The sequence below is a fragment of the Chryseobacterium oryctis genome (genome assembly GCF_025971925.1).
GTDB lineage: Bacteria > Bacteroidota > Bacteroidia > Flavobacteriales > Weeksellaceae > Chryseobacterium > Chryseobacterium oryctis.
In genome coordinates this window covers 203,731-224,213 of sequence record NZ_JAPDHV010000006.1, presented here as the reverse complement: position 1 = coordinate 224,213, position 20,483 = coordinate 203,731, and the positions used below count along the sequence as shown (strand labels likewise).

Below are 20,483 nucleotides of genomic sequence, written 5' to 3'. Positions count from 1 at the left end.
ATAATATATATAATGAAATTCCCTAAACAAAGATTAATTCCTCTACTCATTTATAAAAATTCACGTAGGTAGCTATCGGTTTTTGCTAAACTTATTGACGAAAATAATAAGTTTAGTAAATCAAACTTTACTTTTTTTATTTTAATGAAATTTATTTTTGGTAAAGTTTATAATAATCATAATTATATTAAGGCTAAATAATAATTTAAATACTAAGGACAAATGAAAAAATTTTTTATAAGTGGTTTTATGCTTTTTGCCAGCTTTTTCAGTATAAAGGCGCAGGTAGGTATAAATTCACAAAATCCCCAGGCAAGCCTCCATATGGAGCCTAATAATGCTTCATCACCTTCTGGTAAGGATGGAATATTAGTTCCTAGAGTGAATAATTTTCCTACAGCTCAAGCTAAAGGACATATTGTGTTTTTAACAGGACATGCTTCTTTACCGGATAATTTTTATTATTGGGACGGTGATGAATGGGTGGTATTTCTTAATTCTTTTGTACGTACATATGATGATAGTATTTATATAGTAACCGGAGTTGGATATTCAGCTTCAGGAGATACGGAAAATAATGTTTTATTTAATACCATAAAAGGATATGATACTACGGGCTTCACTGTTTCTGGTAATCAGGTAAAAGTTGGTAAAAGTGGAAAATATTTGGTAAGTTTTAATTCTGCACTGAAAAAAGATGCAGGAACTGCTAATAGAGCTATATATACATATAGAATTAAAAAAAACGGTAGCATGGTCTTATCAACATCTAACTCTATACCAAATGAAGCGACAACTGCTAGTAGTGTTGCCGTAAGTGGAATTTTAGATTTAGCACAAAATGATATGTTGAGTGCTACAGTGCAGAAAACGACAGAGACAGGAAGTACTGATTATGTTGGATATGGAACCAATTGTCTTACTTTAACGTATTTAAATGACTAATAAATAATTGAATTATGAAAAAAATTAGTACCTTTTATATATTCATAGTGTGTGCATTTTCCAGCTTAGCGGCTCAAAAATCAGTAGGAATTAATACTGATAGTCCGAAGGCTCTTTTAGATATATCTTCCAAGTCAATCCAGACCCCGGAAAATTCTGCAGGGATATTATTTCCTACAGTAAATCATTTTACATCAGATACTCCTGGTGCAGATCAAAATGGAATGCTTGTTTTTTTAGATAACAATAACGAAGGAGCTGGTTTTGAAGGATTGTATTTTTGGGATAATAATAATGAATCATGGCAGTATATATTCCAAAGTAAAATTCTGGACAAAAATTTATTCAAAACTATGGTAACATCCCCTGGTTTTCCGACCATCCCTTCTGGAGCAGCTAGTACGAATATATGGTATAAGACTGTATTTTCAACAATCGAAGCTCCCAATGCCAACTATACATTGAGTAATGGAGATTTGATCATTGGAAAAACAGGTAATTATTCTTTGCTTTTTACAGGAGGTATAACTAAAGGAGTTGGAGAAACTGGTGCCACATCTACCGAAGTAGGAGTATTTATTAATAACTCAACAACCCCGACACTTATTTCTAAGTCACCTATTCCATCAGCGGATAATGCAAATAGAAGTACCAGCCACACTATTTCAAGTATTATAACCTTAACAAAAGGTCAGAGGATATCAATTCAAACTAGAAGGACAAGTAATTCTAGTACTGATGTATTTCCTGCATCAATTTATACACTTACATTATCATACTTAGATTAATTATCATGAAAAATATTATTTATATATTAGCTATAGTAGGAAATTCTTTTACATGCTTCTCATCTCAGGTAGGTATAAATACAAATGTACCGCTTACTACATTAGAAGTAAAAACAAAAGATATTAGTAATCCGTTGAAAACAGACGGTGTTATCATTCCAAGAGTAACTTCTCTTAATTTGGCAGATTCTAAAGAGCACGGTTTATTGGTTTTTTTAGATTATGAAAATCCTGCAACAGAAGAAATTGAAAGAGGTTTTTATTGGTGGAATAATAATACACAAAATTGGATTCCTTTTTTCTCAATGAATAAAATGAAAAAAGACAAGACGATTACCTATGTAAGCTGTAAAAACAGTTTTAATGAAGGTAATCTGACATATTCATCTACAAATCTAAGAACTTTAGGTTTTAACAGTTCAAGTCTTATTGCTAATGATGAAGGAAATTTTGAGGTAAATGCAGCGGGAGAGTTGGTGGTAAAAAAAGCTGGTACTTATCATGTACAGGCAGTAGTTTCGCTTAATAGCAGTTCTTCAACAACGGCAAATTCTGACCAAAGAGATTCTTATGAAGCTAAAATTTTTGTAAATGGTGCAGAGCCTTCACCAAATATTAGAACAGCATACGGATTCCCTAGTGGAGGTCTTACATTTGATAGTAATAGTGCTATGTCTGGATTTGTAACACTTAATGCTAATGATAGAATAATATTTTCAATCAATAGATATTATAGGGATACAGGTTCTACTGTTAATAGTATTATAACACCAAATGGTAGTTTATCTAATCTTACATTACGTTATATAGGATTATAGTTTTAGAAATAAAAAAACCACTGAGTGAATTTTCAGTGGTTTTTATTTTTATTGCTTAGATTGGTTTAAAACTCAACCCTTGTTCTTGTAGTAGTTTTTGTTCTTGCTCTTTATAGTAACCATTTACTAATTTATCATGGATTGCTTCAAACGCTGCAAGAGTTTCATTAATTTCAGAATCTGTATGAGAAGCTGTAGGAATTAATCTTAACAGAATCATTCCCTTAGGAATTACAGGATATACAACAACCGATGTGAAAATTCTGTAGTTTTCTCTTAAGTCTTTTACCAAAAGAGTAGCTTCTACAGGTGTACCTTGCATCATTACTGGTGTAACACAAGTATTAGTGTCTCCAATATTAAAGCCTCTTTCTTTAAGACCATTTTGTAATTTATTTACATTTTCCCAAAGTTTTGCTTTGATTTCAGGTCTCGTTCTTAATAATTCCAATCTTTTCAAACCTCCGATTACCATTGGCATTGTCAAAGATTTTGCGAAAATTTGAGATCTTAAATTGAATTTTAAATATCTTATAATTTCTTTATCTCCTGCAAGGAAAGCTCCGAAACCAGCCATTGATTTTGCAAAAGTAGAGAAATAAACATCAATTTGGTCCTGGCATCCTTGCTCTTCTCCAGCTCCGGCACCTGTTTTACCAAGTGTCCCGAATCCGTGAGCATCATCTACTAAAAGTCTGAACTGATATTTTGATTTTAGTGCACAGATTTCCTTCAACTTACCTTGTTGCCCTCTCATTCCGAAAACACCTTCTGTAATTACTAAAATACCTCCGCCAGTTTCTTCAGCTACTTTGGTTGCTCTTTGAAGATTTTTCTCTAGACTTTCGATATCGTTATGTCTATACGTAAATCTTTTTCCGGCATGTAATCTTACACCATCAACAATACAAGCATGAGAATCTACATCATATACAATAACATCATTTCTGTTTACCAAAGCATCAATGGTAGAAACCATACCTTGATAGCCGAAGTTTAATAAGTATGCAGATTCTTTTTGTACAAAATCTGCCAATTCTCTTTCTAATTGTAAATGTTGCTCTGTTTCTCCTGACATTGCTCTGGCTCCCATCGGATAAAACATCCCGTATTCTGCAGCTGCTTTAGCATCAGCTTCTATTACTTCAGGGTGATTACATAGTCCTAAATAATCATTGGCACTCCAGAAAATTACTTCTCTCCCTTGAAATTGCATTCTTGGTCCAATCGGTCCTTCTAATCTAGGAAAAATAAAGTAACCTTCACCATAATCCGCAAATTGTCCGAGAGGACCAGGATTTTCTTTTATTCTTTCAAAAATATCCAACATTGTCTTAGTGATTTTTAAGTAAAAAAGCCTTTTGTGCAGTCTACAAAAAAGGCTTGATTTGTATAATAATTTATTTATAATTACTTGATGAATTCTGTTTTGAAAACTTCATCATAGTTATGAACACAATTGTTTATAAATCCTTGTTCTGCCATCCATTTATCACTGTAAACTTTGGTAATATATCTGGAACCGTGATCTGGATAAATTAGAACAATTACATTATCCTTAGTTAACTCATGAGATTGTGCATATTGTATTAATGCCTGTGTAACAGCACCAGTTGTGTAACCTCCCATAATAGCTTCTTTAAGGGCTATTTCACGAGTCCTATAAGCAGACATTTCGTCATTTACTCTTACAAATTCATTTACTTTATCAAAAAGAAGAGCAGATGGGATTAAGTTTTTTCCCATTCCTTCAATCTGATAAGGGTGAACATCCTCTTTGTGGATTTCTCCTGTTTCGTGATAGCTTTTAAGAATAGATCCGTCTGCATCCACTCCGATAATTTGGATATCAGGATTTTTCTCTTTTAAAAACTTTGCTGAACCGGATAAAGTTCCTCCTGTACCTGTACAAGCAAAAAGGTGAGTTATCTTACCTTCAGTTTGCTCCCAAATCTCAGGACCTGTAGTTTGATAGTGTGCATCAATGTTCAACTCATTAAAGTATTGATTGATGTATACAGAATTAGGTGTTTCAGAAGCAATTCTTTTAGCTACTTCGTAATATGATCTTGGGTCATCCGCAGGTACGTTAGCAGGGCATATATAAACAGTTGCACCAAGAGCCTTTAAATAAGCGATTTTTTCGGGTTTTGTTTTATCACTTACGGCAAGAATACATTTATATCCTTTAATGATACAAACCATTGCGATAGAGAAACCGGTATTTCCGGATGTAGTTTCTACAACTACAGATCCTTCTTTTAATAAACCTTTTTTCTCAGCATTTTCTATAATATGAAGTGCAATTCTATCTTTAGTGGAATGTCCAGGATTATATGACTCTAACTTGGCATAAACGGTTGCAGGAATATCTTTTGTGACAGTATTTAGCTTCACCATAGGAGTATTTCCTATTAGGCCAAGGATATTATCGTAAACATTACTCATTAGTTTGTTATTTTCAATAAAAATCTGACCGCAAAAATACAAAAAAATAAATAATTACTAAACTTTTGTTTGATTTCTAAGTACTGATTTAAATCAAATCTATTTTTTCTAATTGCAATCAATAAGGAAACAATACTTTTCAAAAAACGCGCCAAAATTTTTAAATTTTGTTAAAAGCGGTCTAAAATAAGATAAAAGCCTTATTTTCGCATAATTGATTTAATACTATGAAAAATTGGACTTTTAGGCAATGGAATACCATTTTGGGATGGGTAGTCTTCGTCATTGCATTTTTCACGTACTTGTCCACCATAGAACCCAATTTCAGTTTTTGGGATTGTGGTGAGTACATTTCTTCTGCGGTAAAATTAGAAGTAACGCACGCTCCGGGAGCGGCTTTATTCCAGATTGTGGGTGCTGTGGCAGCCATTTTTGCTTTAGGAAAAGGTGAAAACTATTCTCTCGTTATCAATGCAATGTCTGCATTGTTCAGTGCTTTTACGATTTTGTTTTTGTTCTGGACAATCACTCATTTTGTAAGAAGGCTTTTAAACAAAGATTTTGATGAAATTACAAAGCATCAGGAAATTTCAATTCTTTTTGCTGGATTAGTAGGGTCTTTATGTTTTACTTTTTCAGATACGTTTTGGTTTTCGGCTGTAGAAGGGGAAGTTTATTCTATGGCATCAATGTTCATTGCGCTTTTAGTATGGTTGATTACTAAATGGGAAAACGAATATCAGGAAAAAGACAATGAAAGATGGATTATTCTTATTTTCTTTATTTTAGGACTTTCTGTGGGAGTACACATGATGTGTATGTTGGCTATTCCTGCGGTTTGTTTTGTATACTATGCAAGAAACTACAAGTTTACCTGGAAAAACTTCTTATGGGCAAACGTTGTGACTTTAATTATTCTTGCGATTGTATTTAAAGGTATTTTCCCTTTCATTATGACAATGTTCGGAAAACTTGAAATTTTCTTTGTGAATGGTTTATCATTACCTTTCCATTCAGGAACTATTGCAGGTTTTGTCTTAATGGTTGCAATTTGTTATTTCCTTATTAAGTATGCCAGAAAAGCAAAGAAAAATATTTTCCAGACTATAGCATTATCAGTTGTATATATGATTATAGGTTTCTCTTGTTGGATGGTTATTCCTATCAGAGCAAATGCAAATCCTCCAATGAACCTTAACGATCCGGATAATGCTATCGGAATGCTGGATTATTATAACAGGGTACAATATGGGGACTGGCCTACAGCTTATGGTCAAAATTACACAGCTTTCCTTGATGCAAATGGTATCGAGAAAAACGAAGATGGAAGCTACAAAACTCAAAAAACAGGAGATATTTACGAAAAAGACGAAAAAACAGGAACCTATAGAAAAACTGGTGACAGATTCAATTATGTTTTCAATAAGTCTCATGTGAGCTTCATGCCAAGAATGTTTAATGAAGATAAAGGAGTCATGGCCAACTACATTTCTATGTATGGAGCACCTGATTTTGCTTTCAATTATGGAAATGAAGATATTGCAGATAATCCTGAAGCTAAACAAATATTTGATGAGTTAAGAGCAAAATATGAAGATAAAACAATTACGGTTTCAGATTATTTAAAGGTAAAGCCATACAATTTGATTACCGTTCAGAAGCCTTCTTTTGCTCAGAATATGGATTATTTCTTTACTTTTCAGAACGGGTACTACTTTGTAAGATATTTGTTGTGGAATTATGTAGGTAGACAAAATGACCTTGAAGGAAATATGGAAAGCACTAAAGGTAACTGGATTTCAGGTATATCTTTCATTGATGATGCTTTGTTGGGAAGTCAGGATAAAATGCCTGCTAAATTCAAGAATGAAAGTACTGTAAAATTCTTCTTTTTACCTTTATTATTAGGTTTAATCGGGTTCTTTTTCCAAATGAACAGAGATTTCGGAAGATTTTATGCAATTCTGTCTTTGTTTATTATTACAAGTGTTGGTATTATTTTCTATACAGGTGTAAAACCTTTTGAACCAAGAGAAAGAGATTACGCAATGGTTGGCTCTTTCTATGCTTTTGCAATTTGGATAGGTCTTGGTGCAGGTGCAATTCTTTGGTTTTTACAATCAAAAGTGAAATCGAATGCAGCCAATATAGGTTTAGGTGTTATTTTATTAGGAGTTCCTTTTATGATGGGCTTACAAAACTATAATGTGCATGACAGAAGTGACAGATATACGGCATATGATTATGGATATTCAATTTTAAAAACATTACCTAAAAACGATATTTTATTTGTTTATGGTGATAATGATACTTATCCGGTTTGGGCAATTCAGGAGACTGAACAGTTTAGAGATGATGTGAAAGTAGTAAACTTCACACTTTTATCAACCCCTTGGAATATTGATCAGGTAAAAAGAAAAACGTACAATGCAGATGCTATTCCTGGTCAGTTGACGCATGATGATTACAGGGATGGAGTGAATGATCAGATTTATTTAATGAAAAAAGAAGACTGGCAAGGAATTTTTGCTTCATTAAAAGAACAGGGAGTACCTGAAAGTGAACTTCAAGGATTTACAAAATATCTTACTCAGGATTCAATGACTTTGAAAGAGGCTGTAAACTTTATAAAACAGAAATCTCCTCAGAAAGACGAAGTTCTTAAAATGATTTTCGGAGAAGAGAGATATGAAAAATATAATTTCTTACCTGTAAAAAAATTCATTTTACCTGTAAATAAAAATAATGCTTTAGCAGCGGGTATTATCAATCAGGCAGATCTTCCGAATACAGCAAATCAGATTATGATTGATTATAAAGCTAACACACTTTATAAAAACAACCTGATGATGTTTGATGTTTTGGCAAATTTTGACTGGAAGAGACCAATTAATTTCTCTTCAGGAGGTGTTTATGACAGCGAAAATATTTTCTACCTAGATGATTATCTTCAGTTTGATGGTTTTAGTTATAGATTAATTCCGATTCATACACCACAAACTCCGGATGGAGAAATGGGAAGAGTAGATGCAAACTCGCTTTACAATACCGTTAAAAATTTCAGATGGGGTAATTTCAAAAATGAGAAAATGCATTTTGATGAAACGGCAACTTCAAACATTATGAGTTATAGAAGTTCTGCGAGTAGAGCGGCGGCGGCATTGGCAATGAATGGTCAAAAAGCGAAGGCTCTTGAATTATTAGATTTGGCAGCAAAAGAAATTCCTGCTCAGAAATACAATGATCCTCGTTCTTTAAGTTCAATTGTTTACGGATACATCGTTGCAGGACAAGAGAAAAAAGGATTGGAACTTGCTGAAGTTCTTAAAAAAGGAATTTTTGAAGAATATGATTATTATGCAAGTTTAAAAGAGTCGGAACAAAGATATCTGAGAAGAGCAATGGGTGCTAAACCTGCCGAATATTCAATGGTTGTAAAGGCTGTTACAGATGCTTATAATCAAACAGGACAAAAAAATAAGGCTTACGATTATCTTGTGAGATCTATTGAACCAATTGATAAGAAGTTTAATACTTTTGTTGGAAATCTGAAAGAAATGGGCAAAGAAAAAGCCGTAAGTGAATCTGAAAAAGTACAGAAAATTACTCCGTTTTATCAGTATTTATTTGATATTATGGAACCTTTCGATTCTACTTATTCAAAAGAAAAAGAAGAGCAGATTACAACAGCAATTATTAAAGCAACACAATAATAAACATTTTTAAGAATGATGAAATATTTAGAAAAAACAAATTTCCCTTTAAAAGTTTTTTTTATAGCAATTTTTGTATGGATATTTTTAGCAGTAAGCATTTTTTTACTCAATAAATATGTGGTGTTTACCGGAAACAATCTCTTATTTCCGTTTTCGGTAATCTATCCATCCTCATTTTTAATAATAGGCAGTTTATTCTGCCTATTATTTTTAGGAACCGGTTTTTTAGCATATCATTACCATCAGAAACTAAGTTTTTTTGCTGTATTTCTTGTATGCATTTTATTGATTGTATTTGGAAATATGGGACAAGGAAGCGTAGATATTGCTTTTTTACAGCCTTTTTATTACAAAGGAAGGCAATATTATGCCGATGCAGTTAACATTACAGATTGGAAACTTTGGATTTTAAATTTTAATAATAATCTTGAATCTTTTCAGCTTCATACAAAAACTCATCCACCTTATACAACATTGATTCATTATGCGTTTTTAGAATTGTTTAATGGAAGTATTTTAGGAATGAGTTTAGGTTTTTTGGCGATTTCGGTTCTAAGTTTTCCGTTGATGAATTTGTTGATGAAAAACTTTAATATCGAAAAAACAAAAAGAAAATTTTTGTTATTATTGTTTGCTATTATACCATCTGTGAATATTTATCTATTGGTTACTATTGATGCGATAATTCTTACTTCAACATTGTTGTTTTTATGTGGAATTTCAAAAATTTATTTAACGAATAAATTAAATTTCTTTGGAATTGTAATGGCTTCGGTCGGATTGATTATTACCAATATGTTATCTTTTTCAGGATTATTTTTATTGGCATTTTTAGGACTTTTAGCATTATTTACTTTATTCAAAAAGCAATTTTCGGTTGCCATCGCTTCATTTATTTGTACTGTTTTAATGGTTGCTTTCTTTTATGGAAGTTATGAATATACAGGAAGTAATCATTTAACGACATTCTTCGAGGCAAGTCACTCTGAAAATCCGAAAGGTTTTATGTTGTTACATTCTCCAATTATTTATTTCTTTACAAGACTTGAAGATATTTGCGAAATTTTGTTTTTCTTATCGTTTGCGTATGTAGCTTACTTTTTTAGCTTTAAAAATAAAAACTTCAATCTATTTACAGATAAACAGCTTAATGCTTTTTCTTTTTCAGGATTGATAGCTTTAGGAGTAATGTTTTTGACGGGAGCTTACGGAACTGGTGAAACAGCAAGAGCTTGTTTATATATTGTACCATTTTTTGTATTATTTTTAAAAGAGTTGAAAACTGAAAGTTTAAATACGTTATATGTTCTTTGTTTATTACAAACTTTTGCTATGCAGTTGATCGGAAATTATTATTGGTAAAACTAAAACTATGAGATATTGTGCTTTTCTTCGAGGTGTGAATGTGAAAGGAACTACTATGAAAATGGTAGACGTTTGTCAAGTGTTTAAGAATGCTGGAATGACGGATGTTGTTTCCATTTTAGCATCCGGAAATATTGTTTTTTCTTCTGATAAAAAAGCAGATGAATTAAAGAAAATACTTGAAAAATCAATGTCTGATTACTTTTCTTATGAAGCCTTTTTGTTCATAAAATCTCAGGAAGAGACAGCCAATTTTTGGAACGGAAATCCTTTTGAGAAGAAAGACGATTTTCATATTTATGCTTTTGTCGGAAATGATGGTGTTGAAAATATTTTGATGGATGAATTTGAAAAAGCTTCAAAAACAGAAAACGAAGAAGCTCAAATTGTTGATGATGTTTTTTATTGGCAGGTTCCGAAAGGGAGTACTTTAGATTCCAGTTTTGGTAAAATTTTAGGTAAGAAAAGCCTGAAAGACCAATTTACCAGCAGGAATATCAATACTTTTGAGAAGATTTTGAAGAAGATGAACGGATGATTTATTAGTTATATTTTATAAAATTTGTATTATATACGGTTTCCCGTAATAAATAGTAAAATTACGTTATTATCTTTGTTTTTAAAGGAAACGTAAATATATAATTTTCAAACTAAAATAATAATTATGACTAAAATCGAAGCTATTAAACCAGGTCCAAAACCTAAAAAAGAAGATGGAACTCCTGATAAAAGAAGAAGAGTTACACCAGAGGTTCAGCCAAAGCATCCAGATTTAAAACCTCATAAACATAAGCCAGGTGATCAAAAGTGAAAAATGTAGGTTAACAGTGAAAAGAAAGAATTATAATTTGAAAAATTGCAATTCTTTATAACAATATTCCCTTCCCGAAGATATTCCCTCTTCGGGAATTTTTTTTAAAGAAACTTTCTCAGTATTTTTACTGAACTTTTTAATTAAATAAAGATGATTCAGTATTTAGATAATATTCAACATGAAGATTCCAAAAATTTCTTTCTTATTGCAGGTCCTTGTATTATTGAAGGAGAAGATATGGCATTGAGAATTGCTGAAAAAGTAATTGAGATTACCAATAAATATAATATTCCTTATATTTTCAAAGGAAGTTTCAAGAAAGCCAATAGAAGTAGAGTAGACTCTTTTACAACGATTGGCGAAGAAAAATCTTTGAAAATCCTTAAAAAAGTAGGTGAAACTTTTAATATCCCGACAACAACGGATATTCATGAAAACGAACACGCTGCTTTGGCTGCTCAATATGTTGATGTGTTGCAAATTCCGGCATTTTTGGTTCGTCAGACAGACCTTTTGGTAGCTGCAGCAAAAACAGGAAAATGTGTTTCGTTAAAAAAAGGACAATTCCTTTCTCCTGAATCTATGAAGTTTGCTGTTCAGAAAGTAACGGATTCAGATAACCCAAAAGTAGCTATTATTGAAAGAGGAAATTCTTTCGGATATACAGATTTAATTGTTGATTATAGAGGTATTCCTACAATGAAACAGTTTGCACCTGTGATTTTGGATGTTACACATTCTCTACAGCAACCTAATCAAAGTTCTGGGGTTACAGGAGGAAGACCGGATTTAATCGAAACTATCGCAAAGGCAGGAATTGCGGTGGGAGCAGACGGTATTTTCATTGAAACACATCCAACTCCTGAAACAGCATTATCTGATGGTGCAAATATGTTGAGACTGGATTTATTGGAAGATTTGTTACAAAAATTGACAAGAATAAGAGAATCCATTTTGTAATTGTTAAAAAAATATTAATTTTAGAAACTCTAAAATATTTCTTTTGAAAAAACTAGTTTTACCACTAAGCCTTATGGTTCCCATGTTAGTATTCTCTCAGGTTAAAAAGAAGGATACTATGAAAACTACCAGTATTGAAGAGGTAGTTTTTCAAAAAAAAGTAACCGGGAAAACCAATGACCTTACTAATGTAAAAATTTCGGCAAAAGATGCTAAAAATGTAGCGAGTATTTCAGGAGGTATTGAAGGTATTATTAAAACCTTACCTTCTGTAAACTCAAATACAGAGCTGTCTTCACAATATATGGTTCGTGGTGGAAACTATGATGAAAACCTTATCTATATTAATGATATCGAAATTTACAGACCATTCCTGATTAGAAATTCTCAGCAGGAAGGTTTGAGTATTATTAATCCTGATATGGTTTCTACAGTAAACTTTTCAGCGGGAGGATTTGAACCAAGATATGGTGACAAAATGTCTTCTGCTTTGAATATTTATTATCGTGAACCTCAGAAATTTGAACTTTCAGGAGAAGGAAGTTTGATTGGAGGTAGATTAACGGCAGGTTTTGCAGCAGGAAAAGATTCTGATGATAATAGAAAGTTTACGGCTTTATTTTCAGGAAGATACAGAAATACAAACCTTGTTCTTAATACTTTAAAGGAAGATACAGATTTTAATCCAAGATATATGGATTTTCAGACGTATCTCAACTATCATTTCAGTCCAAAATTCTCATTGTCATTCATAGGATATTATTCTAAAAATGATTATGAAATGATTCCTAAAGAAAGGAGTGTAGATTTTGGAAGTTTGCAGATGCCTCTTAACCTAACTGTTTATTACAACGGTAAGGAAGATGATAAGTATAAGAATATGATGGGTACTTTATCTGCAAATTACAAGCCTTCGGATAAATGGAAGTTTACTTTGGATGCTTTTTCTTATCAGAATAGAGAACGAGAGTATTATTCGGTTGGTTCTTCTTATATTTTGCAGACATTTGACCCGATTACAGGAAATCCTGTGACTTCTTATGATGCGGGCGGACAAATAGAACATGCCAGAAATGATTTGTTTGTAAGAACATATGGTACACAGTTTAGAACTAAATTTTCGCCAAATGTAAATACGGATATTGAAGTTGGCTTTAAATATGAAAAAGAAAACCTGAAAGATTTAACCAATGAATGGAAATTGGTGGATTCAGCAGGGTATAGTATGCCTAGACCAATTGATGATCCTAGGATAGGAGATTTTTCAGACCTTGATTTATATTACAGAATTGCAGGAAAAAATCATATTGAACCAACTAGAATTTCTGCTTATGCACAATATTCTCAGAAGTTTTTCTGGGGGGCAAGTAAGGTTTTTGTAAATGCCGGAGCCAGAGTTTCTAATTGGAGTTTTAATAAAGAAACTATTTTTTCTCCAAGATTCCAGTTTGCCATCAAGCCGGATTGGGAATCTGATATGTTGTTCAAATTATCGGGTGGTATTTATTATCAATCGCCATTTTATAAAGAAATTAAAGATTTAGATGGAAATTTCAATTCAAATATCAAATCTCAGCGTTCATTGCAGCTAATTTTAGCTAATGATTATGAATTCTATATGTATGACAGGCCGTTTAAACTAACAACGGAAGCATATTATAAGAAAATGGATAACCTGATTCCTTATTACATGGATAACGTAAGAATTCGTTATGCAGGAAAAAATAATGCTACAGGATATGCATACGGAATTGATACAAGATTGTTTGGTGAATTTGTTCCAGGTGTTGACTCTTGGTTATCTGCAAGTTACGCAAGAGTTTATGAAAATATTGACGGACAGGGTTATATTCCAAGACCTACAGACCAAAGATTCAGGTTTGCCATGTTTTATCAGGATTATATGCCAAAATTCCCTCAAATGCGTGTGAATTTAACATTAGTTTACGCAATGGGATTACCAACGGGAGCTCCTGTTCTTACAGACCCTTATTCATATCAAAAAACTTTACCTGCTTACAAAAGAGTAGATTTAGGACTTTCTTATGCTTTTATAGAACCTAAACAAAAGAAAACATCCTATGGATTCTGGAGTAATTTTGATGAATTAACCTTGGGAGTACAGGTTTTCAATGCATTTAATATTAGAAATACGGTTGCCAACCAATGGGTTTCCGATGCAAGTACAAACTTGTCTTATCCTGTTCCTGTTCGTTTAACAGGCAGATTCTTTAATGTAAAACTTGAGTTTAAAATCAAATAATCTGAAGATTTAAAAATCTATTGATATAAACAAAAACTTCTGAAATTCAGGAGTTTTTTTCTTTTCCGAATTTTATAACACTTATACAAAATTATATAACAGCAATTTAGCAGATATTTCTACCTTTGTCTTGTAGTGAAAAAGATTCTTGCAATATTATTCTCTGTTTTCTACTTTGGGTTTTCTTCCGGAGCTGTTTTCAGTGTTCATTATTGCATGAAAGAAATTGCTTCAGTCAGTCAGAAAGTAGATGATATTTGCAGTAAATGTGGTGTTAAAGAGAAAAAAGGATGTTGCAAGACTGAAATTAAGGTCATAAAAGTTGATGATTCTCAAAAGTCAGATTGGCTTAAAGTTGATTTTTTAAAACAAATTTCAACCATTCAAAACCATGAGTTTTTCTTTTTGGATAAATCTTTTTCTTCTGTAAAGTTTATTCAAATTCAAATCAATGCACCACCTGAAAATAGGTCGGTTCCGATTTTTATAAATCATTGTAATTTTAGAATTTAGGAGAGGTAAGTCGTTTGATATTTTTATGTCTATTAACGACACGGTTTTATCGCATTCGACGATATTTTTAAATAGTTAAAATATTCTATTAATTCTAAATTTTAAAGCAATGAAAAAGTATATCATTTCAATAGTATTTTCAATATTTTCAATCATTTCAATTTCGGCACAATCTAAGAAGGATGTGCAAATTTCTAAGCTATATCAAAATTATATAGCGATAAAATCAGCATTGGCTTCAGATGACGCGGACAAAACTTCAAAAGCTGCGACAGAATTTATCAAAACAGCTTCTGCAATTGACTATAAATTGATTTCGGAAGGCAATCTTAATATTCTCAGAAAAGATGCAACAGCAATTTCAGAAGCTAGAAATATAAATACTCAAAGAGAAATTTTTTTTAATCTTTCTGATAATATGATTGCTCTGGCTAAGGAGTTCAAGCTCTCTGAAAATCCTGTTTATATTCAGTATTGTCCTATGGCAGACGGAAGTTGGTTAAGCGATGAGGCTAAAATTGTAAATCCTTATTACGGAAGCTCTATGCTTTCATGCGGAAGTGTTAAGTCAACTATTAAATAATAGATGGTATTTTATTAATTAATAATTGGTTGTATAGTTTTAATTAGAGTTATTTCTAATTGTATTTTTCTCTCATCGATATGGCAAGTTAGGTTTCTATTTGTTAATCAATGAGTGTATTAAATAAGATATACGGCCTTTATATAAGCTTGAAATATTATGAAAAAGTTGATATTATTTCTGATGCTTTTGTTTTCTGTTTTCTCGTTAGCACAAACAATAAAAACGTTTTATACATGCCCAATGCATCCTGAGGTTATCTCTTCTAAACCTGGAGATTGTCCGAAATGTAAAATGACGTTGGTAAAAAAAACTGTTGTTATAAAACCAAAAGTTATTGCAAAACCTCAAGAGATATCTATACCAAAAACGGAGAAAAAATCAGCAGAAATTAAGAATAAAGTAGAAAAGAAAATTGATGTAAAAAACAAAAAAAACATCAATACAGATAAGAAATCAAGTATAGATAAGCTTGATTTGAATTCTAACAATAAGCTCCAGGATAAAACTGTATCAAAATCTAAACCTCAATCTGAGCTTCAATCTCAAAAAAAATATACTTGCCCGATGCACCCGGAGATTATTTCAGATAAGCAGGATAGATGTCCAAAATGCGGAATGGGTTTGGTTGAAATGGAGGATGATTCCAAATCAAAGATTAAATCTGAAGTTCAAGCGAAAGCTTCTGTTTTAAAAAGAAATTCTGAAAACGGAAAAGTAAGTTTTGGTGGAAAAACGGTTCGCTACGATTTATATGTAAAAGACACAATTGTTAATTTCACAGGGAAAAATAGCAGAGCAATTGCTGTTAACGGTAAATTACAAGCTCCGACGTTATATTTTACAGAAGGAGATACAGCGGAAATTTATCTTCACAATATGCTGAAAGAAAATACAGGTTTTCATTGGCATGGTGTAATCTTACCCAATGAGCATGATGGAGTTCCTTATCTTACAACAAAGCCTGTAAAGCCTGGAGAAACTCATTTATATAAATTTAAAGTTTCGCAAAACGGAACCTATTGGTATCATTCACATGAAGGGCTGCAGGAACAAATCGGGATGAATGGGGTTTTAATTTTCCAAAAAAGAAAAGCAGAATCTAAAATAGAATATACCAAAGAAATTCCTGTATTATTAGGAGAATGGACGGACGAAAATCCGAAGCAGATTGCAAGAAGGCTTCACATGGCTAATACAGATTGGTATGCAATCAAAAAAAATGCGGTGCAAAGTTATTGGGAAGCTATAAAATCCGGGAATTTTGGAACAAAACTGTTGAACGAATGGAAAAGGATGGAAGCTATGGACGTGAGTGATGTTTATTATGATAAATTTCTCATTAACGGACAGCCAAGCTCAGATTATTCAAATTTGAAAGTTGGTGATAAGGTTCGTTTGAGGGTTGCAAACGGAGGCTCATCCACTTATTTTTGGCTGAATTATGGAGGCGGGAAAATAAAAGTGATTGCTAATGACGGAAATGATGTTGTTCCAGTGGAAGTTGACCGTCTGATTATAGGAGTTTCGGAAACTTATGACATTGAAGTAACGATTCCTGAAAACAAAAGTTTTGAATTTCGGGCGACTTCAGAAGATAGAATTGGGCATACCTCGCTTTGGCTGGGTTCTGGTGAAAGAGTTGAAGCTCCTGGTTTACCGAGATTAATGCTGTTTGAAGGAATGAAAATGATGAACGGTATGATGGAAATGAGCGGAAATATGAAACCGATGAATATGACGATGGGCAATCAAGTGATGGATATGAATGAGGTAATGTATCCCGAAATTTCGGAAAATCAACGAAAAATGACGATGAAGCACATGAACGAAATGATGGGAATTAAAACTAAGGAAGATGAAAAAGAAAATCATTCTAATCATTCTGAAGTGGAAATGAAGGAAGAAAAGCCTATTAAAAGATTGTCTTATAATATGTTGAAGTCTCCTGAAAAAACAATTCTTCCGACAGAAGATGTTCGTGAATTGAAGTTTACTCTGGAAGGAAATATGAACCATTATTTATGGACATTGGATAATAAGACAGTCACAGAAACGGATAAAATCCTGATAAAAAAAGGAGAGATTCTGAGAATTACACTTTATAATAATTCCATGATGCGCCATCCGATGCATCTTCATGGTCATGATTTCAGGCTGATTAATTCAAAAGGAGAATATTCACCATTGAAAAATGTGGTTGATATCATGCCAATGGAAACCGTAACCCTCGAGTTTGCAGCCAATCAAGATGGAGACTGGTTTTTCCACTGTCATATTTTGTATCATATGATGGCAGGGATGGGACGAATTTTTAGTTATGAAAATTCAAAACCTAATCCACAACTTCCGAATAGAAAGTTGGCTTGGAAAGATTTTATGAAAGATAACAGAATGATAAGTTCTATGGCGATGTTGGATATTCAAAGTAATAAAATTCATGCTGAAACAATGACGATGTTTGGTCCGAGATGGGCAAACCTTAATGAATTTCATTCAAATTGGGATTTCAATCATTTTGATGGAAATTTTAAAGCAGGAAGATTTTTAGGGAAATTTCAATGGGCATTACCTTATGCAGGATTGAGAGTTCAGAAAAATCATGAAATAATGGAAAGACAAATGGCTGAAGAAATGGGAATGAATTTTCATGGCAAGAAAACATGGTTTGGTCAACAGAAGGCATCAAAAAATAGAGCCAATTTTATTGTCGGAATGCAATATGTTTTGCCGATGTTGATTACCGCAGATGCTAGTATTGACCAAAACGGAAAAGTTTTGCTGGAGTTGAGTAGGGAAGATATCCCACTTTCTAGGAGGTTGAGAGGGAATTTTAGTGTAAACTCTGATGGTGAATTCAGTACAGGATTACGATATATTTTGCAAAAATATCTGTCTGTTTCCGGGAATTATGATAATGAGATGGGATGGGGAGCAGGTATTACTTTAACTTATTAATTTAAAAAACAAATAAAAAAGACTGTCTCAACAAGACAGTCTTTTTACTTTTTATACTTTAACAAGTTTTCGTTTTGTGTCAAAATAATTTTATAATGTAAGCATATAGCTTTCAGAAACTTTTTTAAAACCATATTTACTGAAAAAATTGTGTGCTCCATGATTATTGACTCCGCTTTCCAACAAAATAAAATTGATATCCCAGTTTTTAGATTCATTTATTGCTTCCTTCAAAAGTTTACTTCCAAGTGATTGCCCTCTCACTGACTGATCCAGAAGCATATCTTCTAAAATTGCGTATTTTTTGAAAGGACTTTTGATGATACTGAAAATCATCATTCCAACAATTTTTCCATTTTCATTTTCAACTATCAGAATTTGTAGTTGGAAATTGTCATCAGAATTAAAATCTGTATTCAGTTGTTCTGTCAAAATTGTTTCAAGGTTGGGATTCCAATGATGAGAATCTATGGCTCTTCCTGAAATTATTTCGCCGTGGGAAATATAAGTGTCTGTTTTATGAGCAATAAAAAAATCAATGAGTTCTTTAGTGCGGGTTTTATCTGTGAGCCATTTTGTAGTATATTTCATGAGATGTTGGTGTTTATTTTAATATTTTCAATTCCTCCAAGAGCTTGTTCTGTTTATTGATAAATTGAGTGAGACTATCCGTTTTCAGAGGGTGTGCGCTTTGGTATTTTTCAATCTCAGGAAGGGTTTTTCTGATTTTGAAAGCTGTATACAAGTTGCTAATTTTTTCATTATTTTTATTCAGTAGGGAGATGATATTTCTTATATTTTTTGTTTTTGACTCGTATTGTTCTGAACTTTTTTTTATCTGATTTTCTATTTGATGTTTTAATAATGAATCAGTTATAGATTTTGAATGATAATTTGCTTCACGATAATAAGATTCTGATTTATAAAGAATATGTTCAAAATTTTGAAGAGCTTTTCTTGAAGCTTCATAAGTTTTTAAAATTTTGTTATCAAGAGCGGATAGTTTTTTATCGTTTTTAATTAATTCAGAATAAATTTTGTCAATCATATTATCATCCCGACCACTTTCAAACGAACCTTTAATAGATGATTCTGTGTTATCAATAGCGTTTTCTATAAGAGGGGGATTTTCTGACTGGTTCCTATTGCATGAGAAAAGTAATAAAAATAGAGTAGAGGTAAAAAATATTTTCTTCATAATTTGTTTTTGGTATTTATTGAAAATAATTGAATCTTATAATATTGATTAGTTGGAGAAATAAGTGTATTTGTTACAAAAAAAACGGAGTCTGAAACAGACTCCGCCTATGAAATTTTTCCGATAAAAATTATTTACCTAAATAAGATTTCAAAATCTTACTTCTGGTATTATGTTTCAATCTCTTAATTGCTTTTTCTTTGATTTGACGAACTCTCTCTCTTGTTAAATCGAAAGTTTCACCAATTTCTTCAAGAGTCATTGGATGTTTTCCGTTCAATCCGAAATATAATCTTACCAAGTCAGCTTCTCTAGGAGTCAAAGTATTCAATGCTCTTTCAATCTCAATTTGAAGAGATTCAAGCATCAAATCTTTATCAGGACTTGGTGATTCTCCTGAACGTAATACATCATAAAGATTAGAATCTTCACCCTCTACCAAAGGCGCATCCATAGACAAGTGTCTTCCGGAGTTTTTCATAGATTCTTTAATATCTTCTTCACTCATATCAAGAACTTCAGCCAATTCTTCAGGTGAAGGTGGTCTTTCGTTTTCCTGTTCAAGGTGAGCGTATGCTTTGTTGATTTTGTTGATAGAACCGATTTTGTTCAATGGCAATCTTACAATTCTTGACTGTTCTGCCAAAGCTTGTAAAATCGACTGACGAATCCACCAAACCGCGTAAGAGATAAATTTGAAACCTCTAGTTTCATCATACCTTTTTGCTGCTTTCATCAATCCTAAATTACCTTCATTAATCAAATCGGGTAGAGAAAGACCTTGATTTTGGTATTGTTTAGATACTGAAACCACGAAACGAAGGTTGGCTTTAATTAATTTCTCAAGTGCTGCTCTGTCGCCCGCACGTATTCTTTGTGCCAATTCTACTTCTTCGTCTGCTGTGATAAGTTCTACTTTACCAATTTCTTGCAGATACTTGTCTAATGAAGCAGTTTCCCTGTTGGTTACCTGCTTAGTGATTTTTAATTGTCTCATTTATTTTATCCTCAAAAAAGAGTTACCATATATTATACGATATGAAAACTGAAAAGGTTACAAATGTTTTAATTATTTTTTATTTAATTAAAATGATGTTGAAAAATAAATTGTAAA

At 32.3% G+C, this 20,483-nt stretch carries 17 protein-coding genes; 12 read left to right on the top strand and 5 right to left on the bottom strand.

What is annotated here, in order from left to right:
- The first annotated feature begins 222 nt into the window (after positions 1-222).
- From OH806_RS13945 to OH806_RS13935, 3 genes are read left to right on the top strand one after another with little or no spacing between them, the layout of a single operon-like run.
- Positions 223-945, top strand: a complete 723-nt coding sequence (locus OH806_RS13945; protein WP_264744282.1) for a hypothetical protein — start codon at positions 223-225, stop codon at positions 943-945.
- 47 nt (positions 946-992) lie between these two features.
- On the top strand, positions 993-1,733 hold the full coding sequence (locus OH806_RS13940) for a hypothetical protein (RefSeq protein WP_264744281.1): 741 nt from the start codon (positions 993-995) through the stop codon (positions 1,731-1,733).
- A 5-nt stretch (positions 1,734-1,738) separates the two neighbouring features.
- A complete protein-coding gene (locus OH806_RS13935; protein WP_264744280.1) occupies positions 1,739-2,551 on the top strand; it encodes a hypothetical protein in 813 nt (270 codons plus the stop codon).
- Between the two features lie 55 nt (positions 2,552-2,606).
- Here OH806_RS13935 and OH806_RS13930 read toward each other — a convergent pair whose 3' ends face one another.
- Both OH806_RS13930 and OH806_RS13925 read right to left on the bottom strand, forming a co-directional pair.
- Positions 2,607-3,878, bottom strand: a complete 1,272-nt coding sequence (locus OH806_RS13930; protein WP_264744287.1) for an aminotransferase class I/II-fold pyridoxal phosphate-dependent enzyme — start codon at positions 3,876-3,878, stop codon at positions 2,607-2,609.
- An 83-nt stretch (positions 3,879-3,961) separates the two neighbouring features.
- Positions 3,962-4,999 carry a PLP-dependent cysteine synthase family protein gene (locus OH806_RS13925; RefSeq protein ID WP_264744279.1) on the bottom strand — a complete coding sequence of 346 codons (1,038 nt, stop codon included), beginning with the start codon at positions 4,997-4,999 and terminating at the stop codon, positions 3,962-3,964.
- 227 nt (positions 5,000-5,226) lie between these two features.
- Here OH806_RS13925 and OH806_RS13920 point away from each other — a divergent pair, with 227 nt between their 5' ends.
- From OH806_RS13920 to OH806_RS13880, 9 genes are all read left to right on the top strand, one after another.
- Complete coding sequence (locus OH806_RS13920) at positions 5,227-8,712, top strand: glycosyltransferase family 117 protein (RefSeq protein WP_264744278.1); 3,486 nt, start codon at positions 5,227-5,229, stop codon at positions 8,710-8,712.
- Between the two features lie 15 nt (positions 8,713-8,727).
- Positions 8,728-10,077, top strand: coding sequence for a hypothetical protein (locus OH806_RS13915; protein ID WP_264744277.1), 1,350 nt, complete (start codon positions 8,728-8,730; stop codon positions 10,075-10,077).
- A 10-nt stretch (positions 10,078-10,087) separates the two neighbouring features.
- A complete protein-coding gene (locus OH806_RS13910; RefSeq protein WP_264744276.1) occupies positions 10,088-10,618 on the top strand; it encodes a DUF1697 domain-containing protein in 531 nt (176 codons plus the stop codon).
- 126 nt (positions 10,619-10,744) lie between these two features.
- Positions 10,745-10,891: a hypothetical protein gene (locus OH806_RS13905; RefSeq protein WP_264744275.1), complete on the top strand. Its 147-nt coding sequence runs from the start codon at positions 10,745-10,747 to the stop codon at positions 10,889-10,891.
- Between the two features lie 153 nt (positions 10,892-11,044).
- A complete protein-coding gene (gene kdsA / locus OH806_RS13900) occupies positions 11,045-11,854 on the top strand; it encodes a 3-deoxy-8-phosphooctulonate synthase (protein ID WP_264744274.1) in 810 nt (269 codons plus the stop codon).
- A gap of 43 nt (positions 11,855-11,897) precedes the next feature.
- Positions 11,898-14,117: a TonB-dependent receptor plug domain-containing protein gene (locus tag OH806_RS13895; RefSeq protein WP_264744273.1), complete on the top strand. Its 2,220-nt coding sequence runs from the start codon at positions 11,898-11,900 to the stop codon at positions 14,115-14,117.
- Positions 14,118-14,252: 135 nt separating this feature from the next.
- Positions 14,253-14,630, top strand: coding sequence for an HYC_CC_PP family protein (locus OH806_RS13890; RefSeq protein ID WP_264744272.1), 378 nt, complete (start codon positions 14,253-14,255; stop codon positions 14,628-14,630).
- 109 nt (positions 14,631-14,739) lie between these two features.
- Entirely contained in the window at positions 14,740-15,213 is a 474-nt protein-coding gene (locus OH806_RS13885; protein ID WP_264744271.1) for a DUF3347 domain-containing protein, read from the top strand.
- 159 nt (positions 15,214-15,372) lie between these two features.
- Positions 15,373-18,171, top strand: a complete 2,799-nt coding sequence (locus OH806_RS13880) for a multicopper oxidase domain-containing protein (protein ID WP_264744270.1) — start codon at positions 15,373-15,375, stop codon at positions 18,169-18,171.
- A 90-nt stretch (positions 18,172-18,261) separates the two neighbouring features.
- On the opposite strand, the gene OH806_RS13875 is transcribed toward OH806_RS13880, so the two are convergent.
- From OH806_RS13875 to OH806_RS13865, 3 genes are all read right to left on the bottom strand, one after another.
- Positions 18,262-18,762, bottom strand: a complete 501-nt coding sequence (locus OH806_RS13875) for a GNAT family N-acetyltransferase (protein ID WP_264744269.1) — start codon at positions 18,760-18,762, stop codon at positions 18,262-18,264.
- Positions 18,763-18,775: 13 nt separating this feature from the next.
- A complete protein-coding gene (locus OH806_RS13870) occupies positions 18,776-19,369 on the bottom strand; it encodes a hypothetical protein (RefSeq protein ID WP_264744268.1) in 594 nt (197 codons plus the stop codon).
- Between the two features lie 130 nt (positions 19,370-19,499).
- Entirely contained in the window at positions 19,500-20,366 is an 867-nt protein-coding gene (locus OH806_RS13865) for a sigma-70 family RNA polymerase sigma factor (RefSeq protein ID WP_002979276.1), read from the bottom strand.
- Positions 20,367-20,483 lie beyond the last annotated feature (117 nt).